Origin of the sequence: Candidatus Endomicrobiellum cubanum, from assembly GCF_031278955.1 — a bacterium.
Classification (GTDB): domain Bacteria; phylum Elusimicrobiota; class Endomicrobiia; order Endomicrobiales; family Endomicrobiaceae; genus Endomicrobiellum; species Endomicrobiellum cubanum.
Genome location: NZ_JAITJM010000048.1, coordinates 51,980 through 74,741, shown reverse-complemented (window position 1 = coordinate 74,741; position 22,762 = coordinate 51,980). Strand labels below are relative to the sequence as shown.

Here is a 22,762-nt window from a genome sequence, read left to right as displayed (position 1 = left end):
AATCCCCAAGCCACTACTAGTTGGAGGATCAACCCAGGTAACATCTTTGTCTGTAGCAGACGCTTTTCCAAGTAATTGACCGGCGTTACCTCCAGAAGGAAGTTCTTCATCTGGAACATCAACCCATTCAGCATCGCCATCAACAGAAGAAGCTTTTGTGAGTATTTGACCGCTACTTCCACCATTTGGTAAACCACCCGTTCCTGCTGTAGGACTAACCCAAGTAAAATCTCTATTTGTATTAGACACTTTTGCTAATACTTGACCTGTAGTACCACCAGAAGGAAGTTCTTTAACAAAGTTAATAATATTTGAATAAAGAACACAATTATCAGAGTTTCTTATAATAAAAAGAGTCCATAAATTTAAAAACGCGTCGTTCGAAGACATAATTTTTGTACTAAAATTTGTTAACTGCCAAAAAAAATCATAATCACTAATATTATTAGAAAATGCAAAATTATGTTGTTGTGACGAGCCCTGTCTTGTGGTCCCGCTTAAAATAATTGATACTGTTGAGTCTGTCATTGGTTCTGCTGGATGAACAGACACCAATAAAATTCCAGCATCAGAAGAATAATTTATATCCATTTTTACTTGAATATTTAATCCAGGATCAGTACTGCCACCAGATCCAGAGGTAAAACTATCTAAAAGTTCTTTAAGATTTTTTATATTACCCTCGTGGTCATAGTAATCGCCATTTATTTGAGTGTTTGGATTTTTAAATCCGTCGCCAGTTACAAGATGACCGTCTATATTTCGAAGCTTTCCATCACTATCATAATAATTTCCACTAAAAGGAGTGATAGTTCTTTGCACTACTTTAGACATAATTCTTTTCACCAACCCTTAAAAAATGTTTGTGTTCTTGTATATACTCTTTATATAAATTATATCCTCTTTTTTATAATTCATCTGTTGTATCAAATGCTCCACCACTATAAGCTCTCATAGCTTTTAGAGCATTCGTATAAAGCTCTTCTACTTTCTTTGCTGATTGTATGGCTTCTGTCTTTGCTGTAATAAGTTCTTTTTGTTTTTCAAGAATTTCTTTCTCAAGACGCTCTTTTGTTGATCCTAATTTAAGATAATGCGTTAATACTTGAGCGGATACATTACCGCTTCGAATTTGTTCTTCAGCTCTATCAACAGCAAGAGCAATCATCTGATTTTCACGTCCTTCTGGTGTTGGCGATGGAGGAGGACGACGTTCAAATTTTGGAATTGGTTCTAAGATTTTTTTTCTACCACGTTTAATCACGAAAGTCCTCCTTCCATTTTGAATAACTTTTACTCATCAATGTGTTCTGCGTGTAATCTTCCAAGCGAAGCCGTATAAGTTTCTAATCTATCTGCTAATTTTTGTATTGATGGACTTCCATTATCTACAGTGAGAGTTTTTAATATACCGCCAAGACTCAATAACACAAGTTCTTCAAACTCGCCTCGTTTTTTCAAAAAATTTGCATGAGTATTAAGTCTTTCATAATCTCGCTCTAAACGTTCATTAACTTTATCTTTCCAAATTACTAATTTATCCCATCGTATGTTATTATCTGTTGTAAAATTATAATCAATCTTTTCTTGCCATTCTTTAAGTTCTTTCCATTTTCGTTCTTGATTTGAACTGATGTTTCCGCGCATAAGATAAATAGAATTTATTAATCCAATTATCATCCCAACAAATGAAACAATGGTGATAAGATTAAATTCTAACATATCTATCACCTCCAATAATATTATTTAAAAAATACGCCAGACAACTCCAGCACCAATTACAACTTCAACATCACCATTTGCTGATACTGCTGGACCAGCAAAAATACCAATTCCAGGTGCTCGTGCTTTACGAATTTCTTTACGCCAGTCATCTCGTTCTAAATTTATAACTTCTTCTAACTCTTTTAATCTCTTTTCTTGTTGTGATGTGTATTCTTTAGATTTATTATTAAGCTCATTATAAGCTTTTTCATAAATCTCTCGCTCAATTCTGTATGTTTGAACCATAGCTGTTATTTCCTGCATTGTTGGAATATCTATAAAATATCCTTCTTCTTCAATCGTATAACCAGGTGGAACGTGCTTGAGATTGATCGGAAGAGGCTCCGCGCCATAGCATAATTTCGTGAACCATAGTGTTTGCAAGAGCATCAGGATCGAGAGCGCTAATATTTTGTTGAACTTGTTCTCTAACAATCCTTGTTTCTCTAATAACACGCTCTTCAATCTGTTTCACCTCTTCCTGATAAGTCATATTCTCTTCTTTAATTTCTTCAATAACATGATCTGTAAACTTTGTTGTTGACGGATCAGTAAAAATATACATTGCAATAGCGGCGCCTAATAAAAGACCTGAAATAGCTATAATAATCTTAGTCTTCGTTGATAGTTTCTGAGTTTGATTTGTCATACGCACGTTCCTCCGTTAAAACAGCTCTTGTGGCTTCACTAACAACAGGATCACAATTTTCACTAGAAGAAGTATGAACACTCTCAAAAGCACTTGATGCAAAATACGATCCAACAACAGCACCCACAAAAACACTCATAAAACCTGCCGTATTTGATGGAATATCTTTATCTTGATAGACAGAATGCAAAATAACAGCTACGGACATAATTACAACGACCAATACTAAAGGTTTACGCATTGGCCATTTAGCTATCCATCTTAACATACTATCTTCTTTTAACCAGAACCCCATATAGATTTACGGTTTTTCTTATCTATTCCAACGTGTACGGCAGTATTTGTTTTACCTACTATTTTGTAACAATATGTTAGTTTTTGTATTTTTCCAACTTTATATAATTCTTTAAGAAATATATATAATCTTTGATTATCCCAACCAGATATATATATATCTGCCGACTCGCCCGTAAGATGCCCAGAATTGTTAGAACTTCCACTCAAAGAATTATTATATTTTAAACATCTTGTACCCGAATTAATTTTAATGGGAGATTTTACTTCATCTCTAATAACTTGAAGCATATCAACCAAAGAATTATGTTGTATAAATTTACCGCAGCAAGGACAAGCAAATTCAGATTTATTAAAATTCTTTGACCAATCTCCCATTACTAAACCCTCCTTTTAACTCTTAGTCCATTTACCTATATATGAAACTATAGCTCCTGTATTACCATTACTTCCTGCGTGTGTATAAAAACTAATTGCCTTATAATTCATTATTTCATTTATAGATTTTCTTTGATACATATCATTAGTACGAGAAACATTAAATAAATATATACCAACGGGATTAAATGGAACATCTGCTATTGCATAAGTAGTAGCTTCTTTTACTAAAAACAGTAAACCAACATCAAAATTTAACGTACTTACTTCGCCCATATATATATCAGTACAATATATTCTAACAATTTTATTTGTTGGCCAAGTATCTTCTATAGGAACCAACGCCACATTTAGTTGCGTTGCTAAATTTTTAGGATCTCCTATAACATAATAACTAGAAGTGTTACCGTCTAAACTTTTACCAGCATATGCTCCTAGACAAACTCTAGTATTAGATGTCATATTTTGAATATTTCTCCACGGAACAAACGATGCGGTACTAGTAGACTGATTAGTAGTAGAACCAAACCAGTCTCCAGTTGAGTAATCAAAGCTTCTGAATTCAATTAATTGTAATAAATTTATTAAAGATAAATCATATATGCTTTCTACATGCCAGCCTTTATGATCATTATCAACATCTGTATTTAGCCAAGCTACTTTGTTGATTAATGATTGAGTAGTAAAAGTTTCATAGTTACCTAAATTAATCGATGAACTCCAAACGGCAGAATTCGGTAAACTACATAAATTAGTAACTGATGAAACACTACCACTTACGTTGGCGGAATTGTCAGCTAAAGCACCACCCATATATCTACTTAAATATATTGGACCATCAGACTGATCAAATGCCGGATGAAGCACACATCCATCAAATTCTTCATAACTAACCCACCATCTATATTTATCTTCTCCAACTTGTGCTGATTCATTCTTTTCGCATTTAGCGTATGTTGGAACAACAGTCGCCATGTGCTGACCAGCAATAATAATCAACGGATGTTTATAACACAAATGATTATCAAAATAATTACTAGCAAGATTTACATCATTACCGCCTTCATCTATCCAATGAGTATAATAATTTCCATCTTCTAATAATCTTAATCCAACACCGATAACAGCACCAGTATAATATTCTCTTGGTAAAAACATTCGTCTAGTAGACCACGGACTCTTTTCTGTTGTTAGAACTCCTTTTTGTCTTGTTCTAACATACGCGGAACCATTTACCGTAACAGTAGGCGTCCACATAACTTTATTTGTTATATCATCTGTTGTATCTGCAATTATACCAGCCGATTCAAATAATGGGCTATTAGCAAGTTCCCAATCACTTGATTCGTGAGTATCTGTAACCCCTATTACAGCAAATTCAGATGCAACAAATGATGGATTAACAGAAGGAATTCGTAAACCATCTTTACTTGGATATATTATTTTTGGAGTTTTTACTATAGTTGCTTCAAAAGTAGCTAAAGTTGTAAATGATGTTATATCACTCCAACTACTTTGCCTTCCTTCTTCATCAACAAATCTTGCTTGCCAATAATATGTTGTGTTGGCTTGAATTATTGCCCAAAATGCTGGAATTTCAAATTCAACATTATTTGTAAAAACATCATCCCAAAACACAACATCAGTCATTTGATCATCAGTTGCAATCATTACATTTATTTTAAGTAACGGAATATATAATGGTGAGCTATAAGGACTTAACGTAAATAATGGTGCTTGAAATATATCAAGAGCACCGTCTATAGGAGCGTAATTTATAGGTGTTGCTGGTACTCCGCTCATCTTCTCTTTAACCCAGATAGACTCGCTTTCTTCCAAATGCCCTCTATAACCAAATTCGCCACCTTGTAAATTCTCTAACTTATTATGATCTATTCCAGTTACACCTTGTGAGCTTATAATCCATTCACCATGATATATATAAAGATCATCTGCTACAAGAGCTAAAGCTCCTGCTACATCTGTTGGATAAGCTGTTATCAAATCACTAAGAATATTATATTTGCCACGATACACATTTGAAGCTACTTCCCAACCATTATTATAAATAAAAAGTTGACCCGTTATTGTAGCGTATGCACCCTGAGAATCAGTAGGATATGCTGTTTGTAAGGCTGTTAAACTTGCAAATTCTCCTCTATAAGGATTTGCTGGTATACCATCTAAAGGATCTATCCACGCAACATCACCATCAGATACCGACAATTTACCAAGAAACTCGCCAGGTAAACCACCATTAGGTACTTTAGCCTGCGACATTCCAGTATAGACCGACCCATCTCCTTCGCAGAGATAGAAACCAGTGTCGTTACCACCAACAGCTCTGTAAATGTAACCCACGTGTCCATTTGCAGGAAAATCTGCGCGTGTATTGAATTCATACAACGCAAATGGTTTAAAGGGTCTCCTCATCTTCTATTTCCTCTTTTCTTAAATTAAATTTTTCTTCATTTATATTTTCAATGCTTGTCGTCTCGTTGCCAAACGACAGAGGCCTTGTTGGCATTTTTGTTAATTGTACAATTTCTTGTTCTTCTTTAGAGCCAAATATACCCATTACCTTTGGTATAAGATATTGATTAACAAAAGCGGCACCTATCATACCCATTACTAAAATAATAATATATATAACTTTATTACTAAGCCAACTTACTATAGAAATATCATTTTTAACATGTTCGTCAAGTTTATCTTCTTGCTCTAATACTCTATCTCCTAATGTTTCAATAGCTACTGTTAATCGTCCGACAGTAGCATCTCTATCTACAGCACTCTTTAACATATTTTCAAGTTTACTATCAATCTTTTCAATACCATCTTTTGTATGACCCATATTTGTTTCTAAAGCACCCATACGAGATGCCATATCTAATAAAATACGATTATCTCCTCGTCTTTCTTCACCATCCCACATATAATATTCACTCCTTTCCGTCGAACATGGAAAGCTGTTAGTAACAAACTTTAGATTTAGACCTCTTAATTCCTGACACTTTTTTACTAGAACCAGAAGATTTTAGTGGCTTCTTTGGCGTCTTATTTTTTGCCATACTCTTTCATCTCCTTCCATTTTGAATTAAGCAAAGGAGTTAATAAATATTAAAAAATCTACTAACTCCTTTACTTTCTTTACGTTCTTTACGTTCTTTACTTTCTTTACGTTCTTTACTTTCTTTACGTTCTTTACTTTCTTTACGTTCTTTACTTTCTTTACGTTCTTTACTTTCCTTACTTTCTTTACTTTCTTTACGTTCTTTACTTTCTTTACGTTCTTTACTTTCTTTACGTTCTTTACTTTCCTTACTTTCCTTACTTTCTTTACTTTCTTTACGTTCTTTACGTTCTTTACGTTCTTTACTTTCTTTACTTTCTTTACGTTCTTTACTTTCTTTACGTTCTTTACTATTAAATTTTACAAGGGCTCCATCCACAATCCATACAAACAACACAACCACCTTGATAATAGATATTAATAGAGCCACAATCAGGGCAAATAATATCTATCATTTTATACCGATGCTAAATCTGTATAATCCGATGGTTGTGCGGTGCCAATATTAACCCAAGGATTTAAAGGAGCAGCGCCACGTAGAAGTATAGTATTTAATCCAAAGTATTGCCGACACCTAGCATATAGTGTAAAAACACCGCTGGTATCTGTACCAGTATGAACATATCCCCAACTTACTTGAGAAGAGGTAATCATTGCATGATGCTGTATAGCGAGTGATGAAACTGCTGGAGTACCAGTTCCTCTTAAACGTATTGCAATTATTCCAACGCCAAAACTAGCAGGCGCAGAATCAGAACCCGTCCAATACATAAATAAACTTACTTTTGTCTGTCCACTACTCCCAGGATTAGTTAGTTCTAGTATTTTATAATATTGAAAGTAGTTGGTATTTGGATCTGGATTCTGTAATCCATTAGTATAAGCTGTCATATATTCATCAGATTTAAATTGCACTCGCTGCCAAGTACTCCAAACATTATTAAAAAACGTTCTTTCATATTTATAGTTGTTATAACTAGTTAATGCATATACTTGTTTTATCTCAACATCATTAGTCCAAACTTCTAATACTCCTTTATAAGCTATTGGTAAATTAGAAATACCAGTAATATCTGAAAGAAAATAAGTTCCAGTTATCTTAACATCATTTAAATCTGTATTAATAGGTAAATTAACAGCCGTTAGTACATTATTAGCAGTCATTTGCCCAGAATCTGAGTTAATTGCAACCTTACCAGGTTCATTACTTGATATTACAAAATGCGAATCAGCAACAATAGAAGGAAGAACTTGCTCAACAAGTGTTATATTCCACCAACCACCAAGAGCATCTGCACCCGTTCCTTTAACACAAAATGCTCGAGCCATTTCTTCACTATTGTGAATTAATATTTGTAATTTAGCACCTTTATCTAATGCTATTGTACCTGAAATATATTGCGTTCTATTTCTACCAAAAGCTCTTGTTAAACCAAAAGCATTCTGATAACCTAATCCGTTATTAAAATCTATTTGAACAAAGTAATTACATAAACCAGCGGTATCTGTTGGATCTACCATACCAAAAAAAGCAGATATTGTATAAACTCCTGCTATTGGAACGGTAAACTCGGCGCCATTAATATAACTACTTAAAGTACCAACAGCATCCGCTAATGGCAATATTACAGTATCGTTTTTATTTATGGTTGTCGTTGGTTCGAATGTACCTTGAGCAAAACTTGCTGGCACTGGTTTAGTAACACTCAATCCATCTATTCTATTTTCCCCAAGAAATAGCATAATTATAAACCTCCATTAAACCTTAGTATACCAAACAGTTATAGCAAACGGGCGAGTGGCATAAAGTGAATTACTACCAACAGTTATATTACAATATATTGATTGGGTGACTGTATTATGATATATAGACACAGATCTTTGTAAATTGCCAGCATCAGAATAATATATAGCCCCAATAGTATCTGCGCCATTCGTCATACATATAGCTTCAAATCTTACAACCAGATCAACGCCACTACTTACTAATACTTGCGATGAAGTTGCGTTAAGCGCTGGACCAGTTATATTAAAAGTTCTTCGATAAATAGGTTTATTAGCTATCGATAATTCACCTGTTATTTGCTCTGTAGTACTATACATGCTATCTCCCGGAAAGAAAATACGTCCGCCATTAGTGTATTTAAATAATGTAGTTGCATGTGCTGACCGCACCGCATCAACGTCAATAAGAGAATTATTAGAAACAATTAATACATCATTGCCAGATGTTTCGTGCTGAATATATTTAATTTCACTATGACCAGAATTAACACCAATAGCTATTGGTAAGTTTATAAAAGTCATATTATATAATCTTAATGATGCTATATCACTATATACACCATAATATTCAACATCTTTGTTCAAACCAGTAATGTTTCCATTTTGTATAGCTGCTCTATATGGACCGCCGAGTAATATTAAATATCCACCAACCGTAGATACAGATCCTATATATGAAACAGCCGTGGTATAAAAATTACCACTAATATATAGACCATATTGAGAACCAGATAAATTTATTATTGTATTATTTTTATTAGTTCCAAAAAAACTTATTCGTCTATTAAATACAGGAAGTTTATAATCAGCAGGAAATGTATATTCACCTGTAGCTATATTAATAATGATATCATATCCTATTGGTAATCTATCATCGGCTGCTATTTTCTCAAGTAGAGTATGTATATTAAGCATTGGAGAATCTGAAAAATATCCTGAATTATCATCGCTGCCTGTGGGAGACACATAGAAATTCATTGAAGTACCATCTATTGAAACATCGGTGCGGCGTGTATATTCAGTAATTGTTGGTGGTAAAGCTTCAATAAATTTTAATGGTATAAAATAAGCAGTCGCTGAATCAAAATAATTTTGAACTGTAATTTTTAATGTATCACCTTTAGTAATAAAACGTTCTATCAATATATCTGGAATGTTTCCTTTAGTTGTTCTATTAATCTGCTGTGAATAAACAACCTTATTATTAATATGTACTACAATATGATCCTGACCATTTTCCATAGATGACAGCGCTGTAATTCTAACATAACCCGTGTGTTCGGCCGTCCAAGTTCCTTTATTTGAAGATATTCTATTTGTAGTTTCTATATTATCATAATCAGGCACTATTAGAACAGGATTGGTATAACCTTGAGCATCTGTTATTGTGTATAGTGTTTTAGGATCTTTATTTTGAAGCGCTTCAAACTCAGCATAAGTTAATGCAACAGCATTATTTATTGATTCATTAGAGCTTATTACAGCTTCTTTTTTTCTAACTAAATGTAATTCTTCTGTAGCTGGTGTTTTCATCTCTATTTGACTTAAATATGGTATTGCATTAGACATATAATATACACGTCTCCTTTCTAGTACAAATCAAAAGGTGTCTAACCAATAAAGGAAAGACACCCTAAAATATTTTCTTACGATGGATTAAGAACAGCTCGAGCTATAACTTTAATAGCAACATCCGAAGGAATCTTATACCCAAATATAAGCTTAACGTCGTTAACAGAGGTACGCTGAGCAAACACCTCGACATTCTCCCCAGTAGTAGCATCAAAGAATTCAAGCGTTACATTCTTTGTACCAAAACCGTGTGAAATCGTGATGTCAGTAGTATTACCATCTCCAACAACATCAAATATTTTCTCTGCTATTTCACGATACTTAACTATATCTTGAACAAAATCTATATTATCTGTATCAAGTACAAAGGGGGCGGTACCCTGTAATTTCCAAACAGTACCAGCATAAATAGTACCCTCACTAATAAATACCCTAAATCCTTCTATTATTTCATCGTCAGCGTCCATGTCATCAGCACGAGTTAGAGTAAATCTAGCATTAGCACCACCTAGAGAAGTAACAGTATAAATACCATTCTGCGTATGATCTGTCTGACCATTTACTAATATTCGATCATTAACCGCCAGTGTTATATTATCAATAGCGCCCAAAGTTCCGTCGGCTGATGCTGTAAGAACTTTAGCAGAATAAGTAACACTTAAATTCGCCGTGGTTATAACTTTTACCGGGCCCTTAGTCTTTCCATCAACAAGATCCAGTACATCCTTGAGTCGTGTTACATGGTTCGGAAGAGTTGGATCAACAAGCATTTCTATTTGAGAATAGTATTTAATTCCTGTAGACATATCAGTTATTCCTCCTTGAGATTTATCATTCATTTTAATATAAACCGTTTGTATTGCATTAGCAATTGATGTTTCTATACTAACTTCTACATCTTTGTAATCAGGATGAGTAAGTTTTAAATCAATAGTAGCAACAATATCAGAAGAGCTTAAAGTAAAGGCACCAAGATCAATTAACCCAATAGGATATGTAACTCCTGAAGTATTAAATGCTTGCATAGCTGAATTAGTTGGACTAAAAGAAACGCTCACTTCGTAATTTGCGTCTATTATTTGATTATTATCCTTATCTATTACATAGATTAAAGGACTAGCAAATTCAAACGTGTTCGTTCCAGAATCATTCTCATCTAATATTTTTATTGTGAGGTATTTAATTTCAGATGGTTGTGTAAAATCTATTGCGTTATAATTCCACAATACTATTGGCATATCTAATGGTTTTTTACCAGCCATATCAGTAATTGGCAATTCAGTAATACGACCGTAGAGAATGTGCTGCGGTGTAGAATCGAATTCGTAATAATTATTACTTGAATTATATGTTGCTTCTGGAATACTAGTAATATCTAAAGAAAACACAATTGGAACATCATCTTTATCTATAAATGAAACTCTATATATAGGCGGTGCGTGTCTTGTAGTATCAAAATCATCAGGTTCATCTGGATCATCTGGATCATAACTTGATGATTTATTCATTTTTAAAGTAACGTCTGGAATAACAAGAGCTATATCTTTCTCAATATCAAACACACAATTTTCATATCCCTTTTTCTTAATTATACCATTAATAATAATTTTTGTAGTTGGTGGGCGAACCCAAAACGAACCTGTATAAACAGTTCCATCACCATTATCATCAATAAAGGTTCTAGAATTATTAAAGAAAGGATTATCAAATGATATATTTACTTCACAATCAGCATTTAAAATTGGTTCTAATGTATCAGAATCAACAATATATATTTTTGGTGCTTGAATAGTATAATCTGGATCACCAATTATAGTTGTATATGGTAACTTTATATATATTGTATATGTTACTGGAGCAAGATCAAAATTAATATTTTCATAATCCCAAATTATTAATGGAAACGACGGTAATTTAAGATTAGAAACAGTACTAATTTGTGTAATTTGACCTTTAAGATATTCACCACTTGAACCATCTAAAACATAATAATATTCATAATTTGCTACATCTGGATTCTTAATCGGTGGAGAAGAAGTAACAACAGCATCTGTAAGATTAGTTTCTAACTCATTATCTACTGCCTGAATATAAACATTATAAATTGGAGGAGCCATACCATAATTTTTATCTGGCAAATTTGTACTAGTATCTATTCTTACAAATATAGTAGCTATTACTTCGCCCATCGGATTCATATATAAATTATAAGTAGAAGTTCGATAATATCCACTAGTTTTAACAGCATCATTATATATAACTTTCCATTTAATTATAGCATATACTTGCGATGATGTAGACGACAACATTAAAGTAATTATACCATCACTATTAGATAATACATTCTGAAACTCAACATCTTGATTTTGAAATATAGAATTATCATATGAATTATATAATGTCATATTTCCAGATAATTTAGCGTTTTCCACAGGTTGACCAGTAAATTGATCTATAATTTTAAAATTTAGATACCCATAAGTAGCAATAGACATAAATGTAATCTCACCCCAATACTAATGCTGATCCAGCTAAAGGCATGTTAAATTTCAGCACTAATAAATTTTGTGTAGATGTAGACCAATCATGATAGCATACTACTTCTTCACCAGTAGAATCTCTTGTTACAACAGCTACCGGTTTCTCATTAAAATTATGTTGCACGTTCCATGTTTTTTCAGGACTAGTTTGAGTATGCAAATATCGTTTACCAGCTGCCTTAAGAGAAAGTAACCATTGCTGGAGAGTTCCAGAATAACCTTCCTCTACAGCTAATTCATAAGCTGATTTACCATCGGCTCCTGTTCCACCTGTACCTCCACCAACGCCAAGCCCACTCACTTTAACAGGATACAAAACCCAAACGGTCCATCCAGCTTGCATTGGAGGATCGGTCTCAAGACCTTTTCCACTCCAGGATATACGAGAAGGACTAATTACTTCATAATCATCTCTAGATTGTACGTCGGTTTCAACAAAAAGTATTGTGTCTTGTTTAAGAGAAGCCTCAATTTCTTCAGTAATATCAAAATATTTATTTGCAACATCTGTTGCTGTAATAACATGATATGCGCCATGCCAAACAAAAGCATCATTTACTATAGGAAAGTCTATCCATTCTACATCAACGTCAGTATTAGATGCTTTTGCTAATACTTGACCCGTAGTACCACCATTAGGAATACCAGTAACAGCGGGTGTACCTTGAGATCCTATTATCCAACCATTATCATAGACATATAAGTCATCTCCAACAAGAGCTAATGACCCTGCTATATCTGTTGGATACGCCGTTTGTAATTCTAATAATGTAGTGTATTTACCTCTATATGCTCCTGATGCTAATTGCCAGCCATTGTTATAAATATAGAGTTGACCTGTTATTGTAGCATAAGCACCTTGTACATCTGTAGGATACGCTGATTGTAAGGCTGCTAAATCTGCGTACTCTCCTCTATAAGGATTGTCAGGAAGACCCGCTAAAGGATCAAGCCATGCAACATCATTATCTGTAACAGACACCTTCCCTAAAAACTCACCCGGTTTTCCACCAGGAGGAAATGACGCTGATCCGCCACCTCCAGATAATGAATCTATATTACGTATCTTACCTTCATGGTCATAAAAATTTCCATTAAACGGCATTTGATTACGTTGTACTCCATTATCCATGATCTCACCCCAAACATAATAAAACTATATAAAAATTATAGTACATCTAAATTTTTAATTTTATTATTCGAATCATAAAAATTGCCATTCATAGGAACCATATTATGTTGAATGCCATCTCCATTAACAACAAACCCATCAATATTTCTTATTATACCTTCGTGATCTATATAGTTTCCATTAAATGGTAATTGTCCATATTGAATACCGTCCATTATTATTCACCGTCCATCATTCTTGTTGATGACACCACGCTCGAACCATAGCAGCTCTATTAAGCCAACCATTAATAAATACTTTTTGTGTTGGATCCTTTGCAATAATACTATTAAATTTAGCAACTCTCATATCTTGATATGTATCAATTAAAATTTTCATTGCAACTTTTAAAATAATAGCATCTAAAACTTTAATAGTTAATGGACCAAATCCACCATCAACAGTAAGATTGCCATTAAATTTATTTAACGTTTGTTGTAATAATTTAATTGCTCCGCCTACTCCGTGATGAACAGAAGCATCAAAATGTGCAAAAGCTAATGGATGAGGTATTAAAAAACATTTAGCTTTGGCATAATATAGATCGTTATAAATTTTTCTTACTGATTCAAGATCGTTCGTAAGAGATCGAATTGTAACTGATTTAGAAACCACACCTTTTTGAATTGCGTTTTGTAAAGTTCCTATTGTTATTCCTCTGTTAGTCTCTCCGCCTTTGTCATCAGATCGATTTACGTAACCGCCTTCGTATTGTAATGTATTTTGTAAATAACTTGCTGGAAGAGAATCGCTCTTTATAAACACAATACACCGTCCCTTCTGAATTAGGCTATAATTAAGTCTCTAATTCTACAAGGTTGCTTATTTATATAAAAATTTTATAGGATGCATCTATAGGATTAAAATAAAGAGTTTCACACTCTTTGTCATAAGCAATCTTTTTTGCACAGAGGCAACCAAATTTGGTTGGAAAAGAACACGTAAGACAAGGATTTGTGTGATAACCCCAGTACCAATTGAGAAAATCATCCAAATCAATTTCACCTCTTTTAAAAACGTGTGTTATTTTTGGGAGTATTTGTTAGAACGAATGGTTTACAAAAACATGATGGATTAGATTAAGAAGTTTTGATAGGAGTAAAGAAAAGGAGAAAATATGAGAGGAAATATGAAAAAGGTGTATTATAAGAATAAAAGCTTAAAGGCTTAAAAGCTTAAAAGTGTATTATAAGAATAAAAGCTTAAAGGCTTAAAAACTTAAAAGGTGTATCATAAGAATAAAAGCTTAAAGGTTTAAAAGGTGTACGGCAGAAACGAAAAACATATGTGTAAATGTAAAAATCATACTTTTATAGTGTTTTCAAGGGTTTATAGGCTCTTGAAAAAGAGTTTCAGAAAAAACCACCGCGAAAATCTTGACTTTCTTAACTGTTCCGGCTTTTTTGCCTACCCGACGACGAAAGTATAGGGGGGTATAGATCTCTATAACCCCCTATAGGAGGAGTTGGAACGAAACCAATCGTGGCAAACTATTTTTAAAATAATTAAGTTTATTAATCATTCATAACTAAATTAGAATCAATAATAAATGTTTTGCTAATATCAGAATCAGGAAAGACTTTAAAGTAATTTCCTGTTACATTTGTTTCGAGCATTGATTCCATTGCTATACGAATAGCGTCATCTTGATCTTCTTCAGATAAATCATAAGACGTTGCTACTAATCTTGCCAAGTAACCACAAGTATGATAACCAGATGTTTCGTCATATAGATACCATTTATCAAAGTCCTCATATGGGTTATACGGGTTATCTAAAGTTGATAACATATAATCCCGTTTATCTAAGATTAAGGTATCATAATCTCTAATCATTTGTTTCATCCTTTCTTTAATGAGTAATTTGATTAATATTCTTTTAAAAAACAAATCTTTAATTATAAAAATATTAAATCATTATATCATTACTCATCTGTTAACTCATTAATTTGTATTACTTTTATTTTAAAGCAGCATTAAGAGTCGACACCGAAACCCCCATCATATCTGCTATATCAGCCCTAGTATACCCTCTAGCCATCATACTTCTAGCTCTTGATATTTTACCAGAGGACATTACTGGAGATGACTTTGGAAGAGCCCGCCGTATTAAATTTTCTTTGTTACTATTAGCAACAATCTGAGTTAATAGATAATTACTAATTGCGCCAGATTGAATAGCATTCCATTCGTTGTCACTAATTTCAATCTTATGTTTCTTAGCTCCCACTCTAGCACGGGCTAACGTTAAGCACTGGCCGCGTAATTTAGATAAATCATCAGCATCAAAGTTTGGATTAGCGGCTTTCTTTGCATTATACATCGCATTTGAGATAAGGGTTGCTTGACGCTCATAGGCCTTATTCCCCTTAGCCAACTTTAACTGGGCCTTAAGAGATTTAACTTCAGTAGCATATGCCTTATTAGCAGATGGCGAGTATTCAAGATTAGGAACCTTCAATACTTCCAGGCGTGCTTTATTTGCCAAGGCCTTAAGTCTATTAGCATGGTCGGCGTATACCCCCTCCATCTTAGTGCCCGAAGATAAAGTATAAGCGTCATCTGTTTCTTTCATTCGCTTTGAAATAATTTTCTTTGGTTTCTCACCAACTAAAACACTTTTACCAGTAATGGGATCTTTTTTAAAAACTTTTTTTGTAGCACCAGTTAAAGTATATAATTTCTTTCCTGTTTTTGGATCAATGTAAATTCGTTTACCAGTATTTAAATCTATTACAGAATCTTTCCGATCTAATACATCTATTCGAGATTTAGCTCTTGATATTAATGTTGCTGCGCCACCACTTTTTTTACCCTGATAGGTTAGGTGCAAATCTGCTATATTATTATCTTGATAAGATTGTTTCCAATTAAGTTTATGTTTTTCAGCATCTATAACTGTCATAGAATGTTTAACAGCTCTTATTATTTCATCTTGTGTTGTTGCTCCTTTAATTGTCATATCTGTTATAAGATTAGAAACCTTTCCCATTTCTAAACCTCTTGTTCTCTTATCCATAGGTTTAAATCCACCAGGATTAGTTTCTTTATCATATAACATTGAGGGAGGAACAGAATACTTTTCTTTAGGATCAAAATCTTGTAACTCTTGCAACATTGGAGCAGTATTAATTTCATACTTTGTTCCTTTTCTATTTGGAATAACTAAAACATTATCACCATCAAAATCAGCACCCGATAATTTTTGTGCAACTTTAGGATTTACACCAATAGCATCAATACTATTACCAAGTAATTCTTTAGCTTTACGGTTATTATTATTTACAACAACTTCTGGTATTTCAAATATTCCACCATGTGGATGTCTTATTAAAACTAAATGCTCTCCATTCTTAAAAGTTGTTGTATATACTTCATTCTCTTTTAATTCTGGAATAGGAAGTAATACTTTATTTGCTTGTCTTGGTAAAGATGCCGCACGAAGTTCAAGAGCATCAGAATCTGCTTTATCTGCAAAACTCATTAATAAATCTTTCTTTATTACAGGATTTGTTAAAGACAATATTTCATTGTAATCATCTTCTTTTATTTTATAAGCTAAATCTAATTGACGTTTTGCTAATTCAGGTGATTGTTTTGATAAAAACTGTGAAGAAAGATGATTTTTATTATTCCATTCATCCCAATCAGATTCTTCATTAATAATATTTAATGCGCCACGTTGTCCAGCTGCTTTAATCGTTGAGCCAAAAGGATTAGTTAAATCTATATTACCATCTAAATCTTTTTTAAAAGATTTCATTGTATCAAGTTTACTAACCGAATTACCGTCAGCATCTATTTTAGACTTATTAGTATTAAATCTAATATCAATTCCATCAGGAAGATCATTAGCATACATTGCCATTCCTTTTAAATACTTATCACCTTCAACAGCTATACGAACTTGAGCTTGTATCTTATTACCAAGATCTAAATCAGGAACACCGCGACGAAGTTCTATAACACCATCTTTATTTGTTCCACCATCTTCTTTATAGTTGACGGCTATTCGATCAGGATTAACAAGCTCAACATCTCTAAGATAGCTCCAAGTTTCTCCACCATCGCTGGTATGTATTTCTATAATTGGTTTTATCTCAGCACGATTATTATAAATTTCTTTGTATGTTGTTCCTGGTTTTGCAAGAACTAAAATTGGTGTTTGTTTACCAGGATTACCGAGTTGATCTTCATATATTGGTCTAACAACATAACCTTCTTGTTTGAGCTGTTCTAAATAATGTTTCATTTTAGTGCGTGATACACCAATTTGTTGTTCTGAACCAGTACCAACATCGGTCATACCTCGATTATCAACAACACTTTTTAAAACATCAAGAGCAGCAGTTGAAGCTTTAAGTTTAACTAATGTTTCTGGTTTCAAATAATTATTAACAGTCTTTTCAGACAATCGTAATCTATTAGCAATTGCTTTATCAGAGTAACCTTTATCTTTAAGTTTTTGAACTTGTGCTATTGTATCAAGCTTTATTATCGTATTTTCAGAAGATAGTCGAGCTCTATATGTACTTGTTGTCAGACCTAAAGCTCTTGCTATATCTGTTTCTGTCATTCCTTTTTCTCTAAGTTTATTAACATATGTTTTAAAATTTTTACTTCTTTGTGGATTATCTCCTGAACCCCAAGGATAACGACCGGAATGACGTTTAGTACCATAATGTATTAAATATGTCATTAGTCATCTCACAACTCCTCACACTTGATTTCATCAATACGCTTATCAAATAAAATAATTTTTTCCATAACAGTTTCAATAGTTTCAGGAAGTTCAGGATCAATTTCGTAATTATTTACAATAATATTATTTGATTGATAGAGACGCAATTCTGTTTTTATATCTTTTGGTTTATAATGATACTCTAAACAAAATAAAGCTGCATAAATCTCAAGTTGTGTAATAGAAGCCGTTGTATTACCTGTTTTAAGATCATGAATTCTTAATAAATCTTTACGAAAATCAATAGCATCTGCCGTGCCAAAACAGTTTTCCGAATAATAGAGCACTTGCTCCGTCTTCATTCTAAAACCAATTGCGTCGTTGACATATTGGTTTAAAGTTTGTTTAGTATTTGGTAATTTAATACCTAAACGGATAGCAGTACAGGCAAATTCATGAAGTCTAATACCTCGTATCTGTGACTGCCATTTACCAAACACTAAATCTAGCTTTTCAATATCATAATTTACCCAATGATATTTGCTAGGACTTAGAAACGCGTGTTGATTATCAAGATTTGTATGCTGTTTAAATTGCATATAATCAACTCCTATTATTTTGTATAAACACAATTTAAGTCAAAACTTAATAGACCATGTTTTGGCCTATTAAGCAATCTATTGCTAGTTTATAGAAATTTAGAAATATTCATCGATTCTCTTATCACAGTTCCTAAACATCCATGATCAAAGTTCCAAACCACCGTGCCATCTTTACCTAATTCCAACACTGCTTCTAATTCAAGCGTGTAGTTGTAAATAGGTTCTTCTGGCTTTGTTTTGTTTGCGTATTTTCGTATCATTTCCGCTTCAATTGCATCTTTGAGCTTATTAAATAAATCTTTTATTTCATCCATACAAACCACTCCTTTTAAATAGATTTCTCTATAATAAGAAGTGTTTTATACAATCATAAAACCTAAGGATATGTGTTATACACATACCCCTAGGTTAAAATACATTTTAATCAGCTCCTTACTATAAGATACGTGAAATTGTTCACGTTAAATAAAATTCATTAAAAATTTACATATCTCATAGTACTCACCACCTTTCAAATAGATTTCTCTATAATAAGATGTGTTTTTATGTCTTGAACTTTTTATGAATTTCTTCCAAAATCTCTTCTTTGTTTTCAGGATAAATAAATGCAGCATAAGACATCTTATTTAATTGATTAACGTAATGCTGTTGATTCGGCTGACGATGCTCTTTCTCTGAACGTTTACATTCTAAAGCAATCCATTTATTTTTATATAATACAATTAAATCAGGAATTCCTTGAAAATGACTAGAATCATTCTTTAAAACAACACAACCTTTAAATTTTTGTCGAAGATCTCTTTTAACCTCTTTTTGAAACTCAGCTTCAGAATGCACAAAATTCACCTCTTTTTGAAACTCAGCTTCAGAATGTACAAAATTCACCTCTTTTATAAAAAAATTGAAAAAATATTTTTTAAGATCAAAAAATGAGAGAAAGTGTTCTAATTTTTAAAAAAATCAGCTCGTCAATTTATGACGATCCTCTCCCTCTATTAGATAGTGTGTTTTTTTTACTGTTTATCGATGCTGTAAACGCTGTAATACCAAGGTTTTAAAAGATCATTTAAAAATTACTTCCAAAACTATAAAAACACACAAAAATAGAGAAGCTCTGGTTTCGTTTTGCTCGCGCATTTACTATGCCCTGTAAACATCGTTTAGCTTGTCCTACGGGAGTATCCACCAAATACAAATTTATATAATTTTATAAACTAGTTTATAAAAATATACTCTTTTTACTTCTCTATTATATTATATGTTTTTTATATGTTTAATATTTCTTTATTAAAACCTGAAATACTTTTGTTCATTAAAATTTTTCTTTAATGAAAGAGCTTTTGTTATTGCTAAATCTATTAGTGAATGTGATATAAGATGATAATAATACAAATCATTAAATGGAGTATTTAACCTATCTATTCTACCAGCCGCTTGTACCATTGTTTTATAAGAATAATTTTGAGAATAAAACACCATAGCATTCGTTTCAATACAATTCCAACCTTCACCTCCAGCCGCATATTGTATTAAATACATCCAACGTATTTCTTTTGGAATTAATTCGTGGCGATGACCATTCCATTGAGCATATGGAATTTTATGTTCTTCACAAAATTTAACCAATAAATCTAACTCATAATTAAAATTGTAAAATATTATTAATCTTGTATTTCTATTATAAATATCTAATAATGCCTCCAATCTGCTTGGATCAGTATTTGCTAAACGGCGAAGTGTAAAACATAATTCACTAATATCAGTAATTGGCCGATTTTCATATATATTCCATCTTCTTTTCAAAATTATATCTTGCTGAATCTTATCAAAATTAACCAATATCTTTTGCCGATGAGATTTTGTTTGTCTAATAAAATGCATTATAACTAAAATCTCATTTTTTAATCTTAACAATCTACTTAATTCAATATATTTTTCAACTTTTGGATATCTTGAATAATTACTATAAACCACATGTCGTTGAATAAACTCTGTTCGATTTTTATAAAAACCATTTGCTATAAACACAGGAATATAATCTAACCAAGTATCTCCCGGTGTTGCTGTAAGTAAAATCCATCGATTATTTTGTGTTATTCTTAAAAAACTCTTAACCCAAACTCCGCTACCAATAACGCGCTGCTCATCAAAAATAAAAAACGCATCTTTTACTGCTCGATACTTATTTATATTATTCCACGAATCAATTATAACACTACTTGGTCGAATAGCGATATTAGAACATTCTTTTTCCCATTCTAATGTATCCCTTTTACGAGCTGTTGTTATAATGTAAAGCGGCACATAATCTTGCATTAAAATAGGATTTTTAGAAATCTTACCGCCACACTCCTTTTCAAAATAATAGAAAAGCGCTGTTATAGATTTGCCAGATCCAACATCACCACAAAGTATTGAACCATTCTTTAATTTATTTACTGCTTCTCGTTGATATTTCTTTAACCTTATCACAAAAATCACCCCTATCAATTAAATATAAACTATAACTATTATACCCCTGAGACGCGCGTAGAAGGCCCTAGGAGCGTCGACTTTAGTTTAAGGCATGAACTATGCCTAGTTTTTTTGAAAAAATACTTAAAATATCTTCTACACGTGTAAAAATTAAAGATTTCCTATTAAAACATCATCTTCTAAATATTCCTTACAAATATCATATATAATCCTATATCTGAAAAATGCCTTCCAATTTTTACCAAAATATACAACACACGGCGCGTTATTAAATATACTTTCTAATTCTTCTATTATTTTACTCAAACTAAACGAATTATTTTTAACTTTTTTATTATTAAATAGATCATGAATTATTATATCATTACCAAACATTGAAATAATACTAGATTTTAACTTTTTAATTTCCTTTTTTATATCACTTTCCGTTTTATCTTCTCTTGGTATAACAAGCACTATATTCAATTTATTAGAATCCAACGTAGTCATTTTCTTAACCTCCAAATTATATTTATGCTTTCTAAGATAAATATTATTAAATATCTTAGAAAGCATACATACTCATTTTATTGGAATATCACCGTATTTAGAATCAAACTCATCTTCAACAAGTGTTATATACATTGATCTAACATATGCTTTAATGCCACTTCTTCCAGCAGCTTCATAATTATAAGGTCTTATTATAAGATCTACATTCTCAAACTCAGCCCAATCTAACATATTTACCATATTCTCATCGACAGGTGTTTTACCATTACTAGATATAAGAAATATCTTTGGTGGATAGTAATTATAACTCACCGATACTTGTAAGTATGGTGTTGGAAGATCATCTTCTTCCCTTGGTTGAAGAAACTTAATGTTCCAACCATCGTTTTTTAATATATCCACCATTTCATCATTAATTACAACACAAAAATTACGTCTTCCAGCAGGATTAAACTTTGATTCAACCCCACTAAAATTTCTAAATAATATTCTCGCATGTTCAATCACAACATTATTTGCCATAATTTATAACCTCGCTTTATTTGATAGAATAAAATGCTAGTCAATAGCAACGCCATCTATAAATTTTTCTTTAATAGGTTCTATTTCATCATTGTCATTAATTACTGGTTTTTTATCAGCATCGGTTACAACAGTTCCAATATTAGAATTTGCTGAAATAAATAAATCCCTAATTTCAAGCGACTTTAAATATGCTATAATATTTGCTGGTACATTATCCTTTAGCCCTTTGTCATATGTATAAGACCTAATAATAAGCTTCGAGTTTTTAATTTCAACTTTGTCAAGTATACCTATGTTATCTTCATTGAGAATAGTTTTTCCATCTGAAGATAACACAATTATCTCGGGTTTATTGATATAATTATAATTAATAGATACCTTCAAATATGGTATCAAACCATCCTCTTTATAATTCTTTAAGTATTTAATATGCCACCCATCTTTACTAATAGCGTCAACGGTTTCTTGATTAAGTATAACACAAAAATTGCGCATACCCTTAACATTGTGTTGAGTAACTTTTCCGCTGAAATTCTTATAAATAAATTTCGGGTTTTCAAGTACAATATTTGCTATCATAACCATTCTCCTTTAAAATACTATAATGTGTAAAGAAATACAACAATATTATTTTTTATCTATTTTTACCACCAATCAATAAAAATACACATGAGGCCGCTATAAATTACCTTACAAATTTTCACTTTTAACACCTCATTTCTAATAATTTAAATATACCCAATAAAACCCTCGTTTATATGC

General features: G+C 32.2%; 24 protein-coding genes and 1 pseudogene. All 25 read right to left on the bottom strand.

Features of this window, described 5'->3' with window-relative positions:
* Positions 1-834, bottom strand: a pseudogene (locus tag LBD57_RS04610) (hypothetical protein); the annotation flags it as partial.
* 73 nt (positions 835-907) lie between these two features.
* Positions 908-1,264, bottom strand: a complete 357-nt coding sequence (locus LBD57_RS04605; protein ID WP_373470158.1) for a hypothetical protein — start codon at positions 1,262-1,264, stop codon at positions 908-910.
* Positions 1,265-1,293: 29 nt separating this feature from the next.
* On the bottom strand, positions 1,294-1,737 hold the full coding sequence (locus LBD57_RS04600; protein ID WP_373470157.1) for a hypothetical protein: 444 nt from the start codon (positions 1,735-1,737) through the stop codon (positions 1,294-1,296).
* Between the two features lie 9 nt (positions 1,738-1,746).
* A complete protein-coding gene (locus LBD57_RS04595; RefSeq protein ID WP_373470156.1) occupies positions 1,747-2,028 on the bottom strand; it encodes a hypothetical protein in 282 nt (93 codons plus the stop codon).
* A gap of 31 nt (positions 2,029-2,059) precedes the next feature.
* Positions 2,060-2,413: a hypothetical protein gene (locus tag LBD57_RS04590; protein WP_373470155.1), complete on the bottom strand. Its 354-nt coding sequence runs from the start codon at positions 2,411-2,413 to the stop codon at positions 2,060-2,062.
* A complete protein-coding gene (locus LBD57_RS04585) occupies positions 2,376-2,708 on the bottom strand; it encodes a hypothetical protein (protein ID WP_373470154.1) in 333 nt (110 codons plus the stop codon). Before LBD57_RS04585 ends, LBD57_RS04590 begins: the two co-directional genes overlap by 38 nt.
* A complete protein-coding gene (locus tag LBD57_RS04580) occupies positions 2,693-3,085 on the bottom strand; it encodes a D-Ala-D-Ala carboxypeptidase family metallohydrolase (protein WP_373470153.1) in 393 nt (130 codons plus the stop codon). The genes LBD57_RS04585 and LBD57_RS04580 overlap by 16 nt, the downstream gene beginning before the upstream one ends.
* 15 nt (positions 3,086-3,100) lie before the next feature.
* On the bottom strand, positions 3,101-5,365 hold the full coding sequence (locus tag LBD57_RS04575) for a hypothetical protein (protein ID WP_373470152.1): 2,265 nt from the start codon (positions 5,363-5,365) through the stop codon (positions 3,101-3,103).
* A 136-nt stretch (positions 5,366-5,501) separates the two neighbouring features.
* Entirely contained in the window at positions 5,502-6,020 is a 519-nt protein-coding gene (locus LBD57_RS04570; RefSeq protein ID WP_373470151.1) for a hypothetical protein, read from the bottom strand.
* A gap of 175 nt (positions 6,021-6,195) precedes the next feature.
* The gene (locus LBD57_RS04565) at positions 6,196-6,588 is read right to left on the bottom strand and encodes a hypothetical protein (RefSeq protein WP_373470150.1); all 393 of its coding nucleotides are present in this window, start codon (positions 6,586-6,588) and stop codon (positions 6,196-6,198) included.
* A 26-nt stretch (positions 6,589-6,614) separates the two neighbouring features.
* Positions 6,615-7,901, bottom strand: a complete 1,287-nt coding sequence (locus LBD57_RS04560) for a pyocin knob domain-containing protein (RefSeq protein ID WP_373470149.1) — start codon at positions 7,899-7,901, stop codon at positions 6,615-6,617.
* Between the two features lie 15 nt (positions 7,902-7,916).
* Positions 7,917-9,512: a hypothetical protein gene (locus LBD57_RS04555; RefSeq protein WP_373470148.1), complete on the bottom strand. Its 1,596-nt coding sequence runs from the start codon at positions 9,510-9,512 to the stop codon at positions 7,917-7,919.
* A gap of 77 nt (positions 9,513-9,589) precedes the next feature.
* Entirely contained in the window at positions 9,590-12,010 is a 2,421-nt protein-coding gene (locus tag LBD57_RS04550; protein WP_373470147.1) for a hypothetical protein, read from the bottom strand.
* Positions 12,011-12,020: 10 nt separating this feature from the next.
* The gene (locus tag LBD57_RS04545; RefSeq protein WP_373470146.1) at positions 12,021-13,187 is read right to left on the bottom strand and encodes a hypothetical protein; all 1,167 of its coding nucleotides are present in this window, start codon (positions 13,185-13,187) and stop codon (positions 12,021-12,023) included.
* 35 nt (positions 13,188-13,222) lie between these two features.
* Positions 13,223-13,402: a hypothetical protein gene (locus tag LBD57_RS04540; RefSeq protein WP_373470145.1), complete on the bottom strand. Its 180-nt coding sequence runs from the start codon at positions 13,400-13,402 to the stop codon at positions 13,223-13,225.
* A gap of 16 nt (positions 13,403-13,418) precedes the next feature.
* Entirely contained in the window at positions 13,419-13,991 is a 573-nt protein-coding gene (locus LBD57_RS04535; RefSeq protein WP_373470144.1) for a glycoside hydrolase family 108 protein, read from the bottom strand.
* Positions 13,992-14,740: 749 nt separating this feature from the next.
* Positions 14,741-15,061 carry a hypothetical protein gene (locus tag LBD57_RS04530; RefSeq protein WP_373470143.1) on the bottom strand — a complete coding sequence of 107 codons (321 nt, stop codon included), beginning with the start codon at positions 15,059-15,061 and terminating at the stop codon, positions 14,741-14,743.
* Positions 15,062-15,185: 124 nt separating this feature from the next.
* Positions 15,186-17,924, bottom strand: a complete 2,739-nt coding sequence (locus LBD57_RS04525; protein WP_373470142.1) for a helix-turn-helix domain-containing protein — start codon at positions 17,922-17,924, stop codon at positions 15,186-15,188.
* A gap of 8 nt (positions 17,925-17,932) precedes the next feature.
* Positions 17,933-18,505, bottom strand: coding sequence for a DUF2800 domain-containing protein (locus LBD57_RS04520; protein WP_373470141.1), 573 nt, complete (start codon positions 18,503-18,505; stop codon positions 17,933-17,935).
* 89 nt (positions 18,506-18,594) lie between these two features.
* Positions 18,595-18,822: a hypothetical protein gene (locus LBD57_RS04515; protein WP_373470140.1), complete on the bottom strand. Its 228-nt coding sequence runs from the start codon at positions 18,820-18,822 to the stop codon at positions 18,595-18,597.
* Positions 18,823-19,051: 229 nt separating this feature from the next.
* Positions 19,052-19,345, bottom strand: a complete 294-nt coding sequence (locus tag LBD57_RS04510; protein ID WP_373470139.1) for a hypothetical protein — start codon at positions 19,343-19,345, stop codon at positions 19,052-19,054.
* Between the two features lie 450 nt (positions 19,346-19,795).
* Positions 19,796-20,980, bottom strand: a complete 1,185-nt coding sequence (locus tag LBD57_RS04505; RefSeq protein WP_373470138.1) for a hypothetical protein — start codon at positions 20,978-20,980, stop codon at positions 19,796-19,798.
* A 153-nt stretch (positions 20,981-21,133) separates the two neighbouring features.
* Positions 21,134-21,472 carry a hypothetical protein gene (locus tag LBD57_RS04500; RefSeq protein ID WP_373470137.1) on the bottom strand — a complete coding sequence of 113 codons (339 nt, stop codon included), beginning with the start codon at positions 21,470-21,472 and terminating at the stop codon, positions 21,134-21,136.
* A gap of 72 nt (positions 21,473-21,544) precedes the next feature.
* The gene (locus LBD57_RS04495) at positions 21,545-21,982 is read right to left on the bottom strand and encodes a hypothetical protein (RefSeq protein WP_373470136.1); all 438 of its coding nucleotides are present in this window, start codon (positions 21,980-21,982) and stop codon (positions 21,545-21,547) included.
* A gap of 51 nt (positions 21,983-22,033) precedes the next feature.
* Complete coding sequence (locus LBD57_RS04490) at positions 22,034-22,579, bottom strand: hypothetical protein (RefSeq protein WP_373470135.1); 546 nt, start codon at positions 22,577-22,579, stop codon at positions 22,034-22,036.
* Between the last annotated feature and the right edge of the window lie 183 nt (positions 22,580-22,762).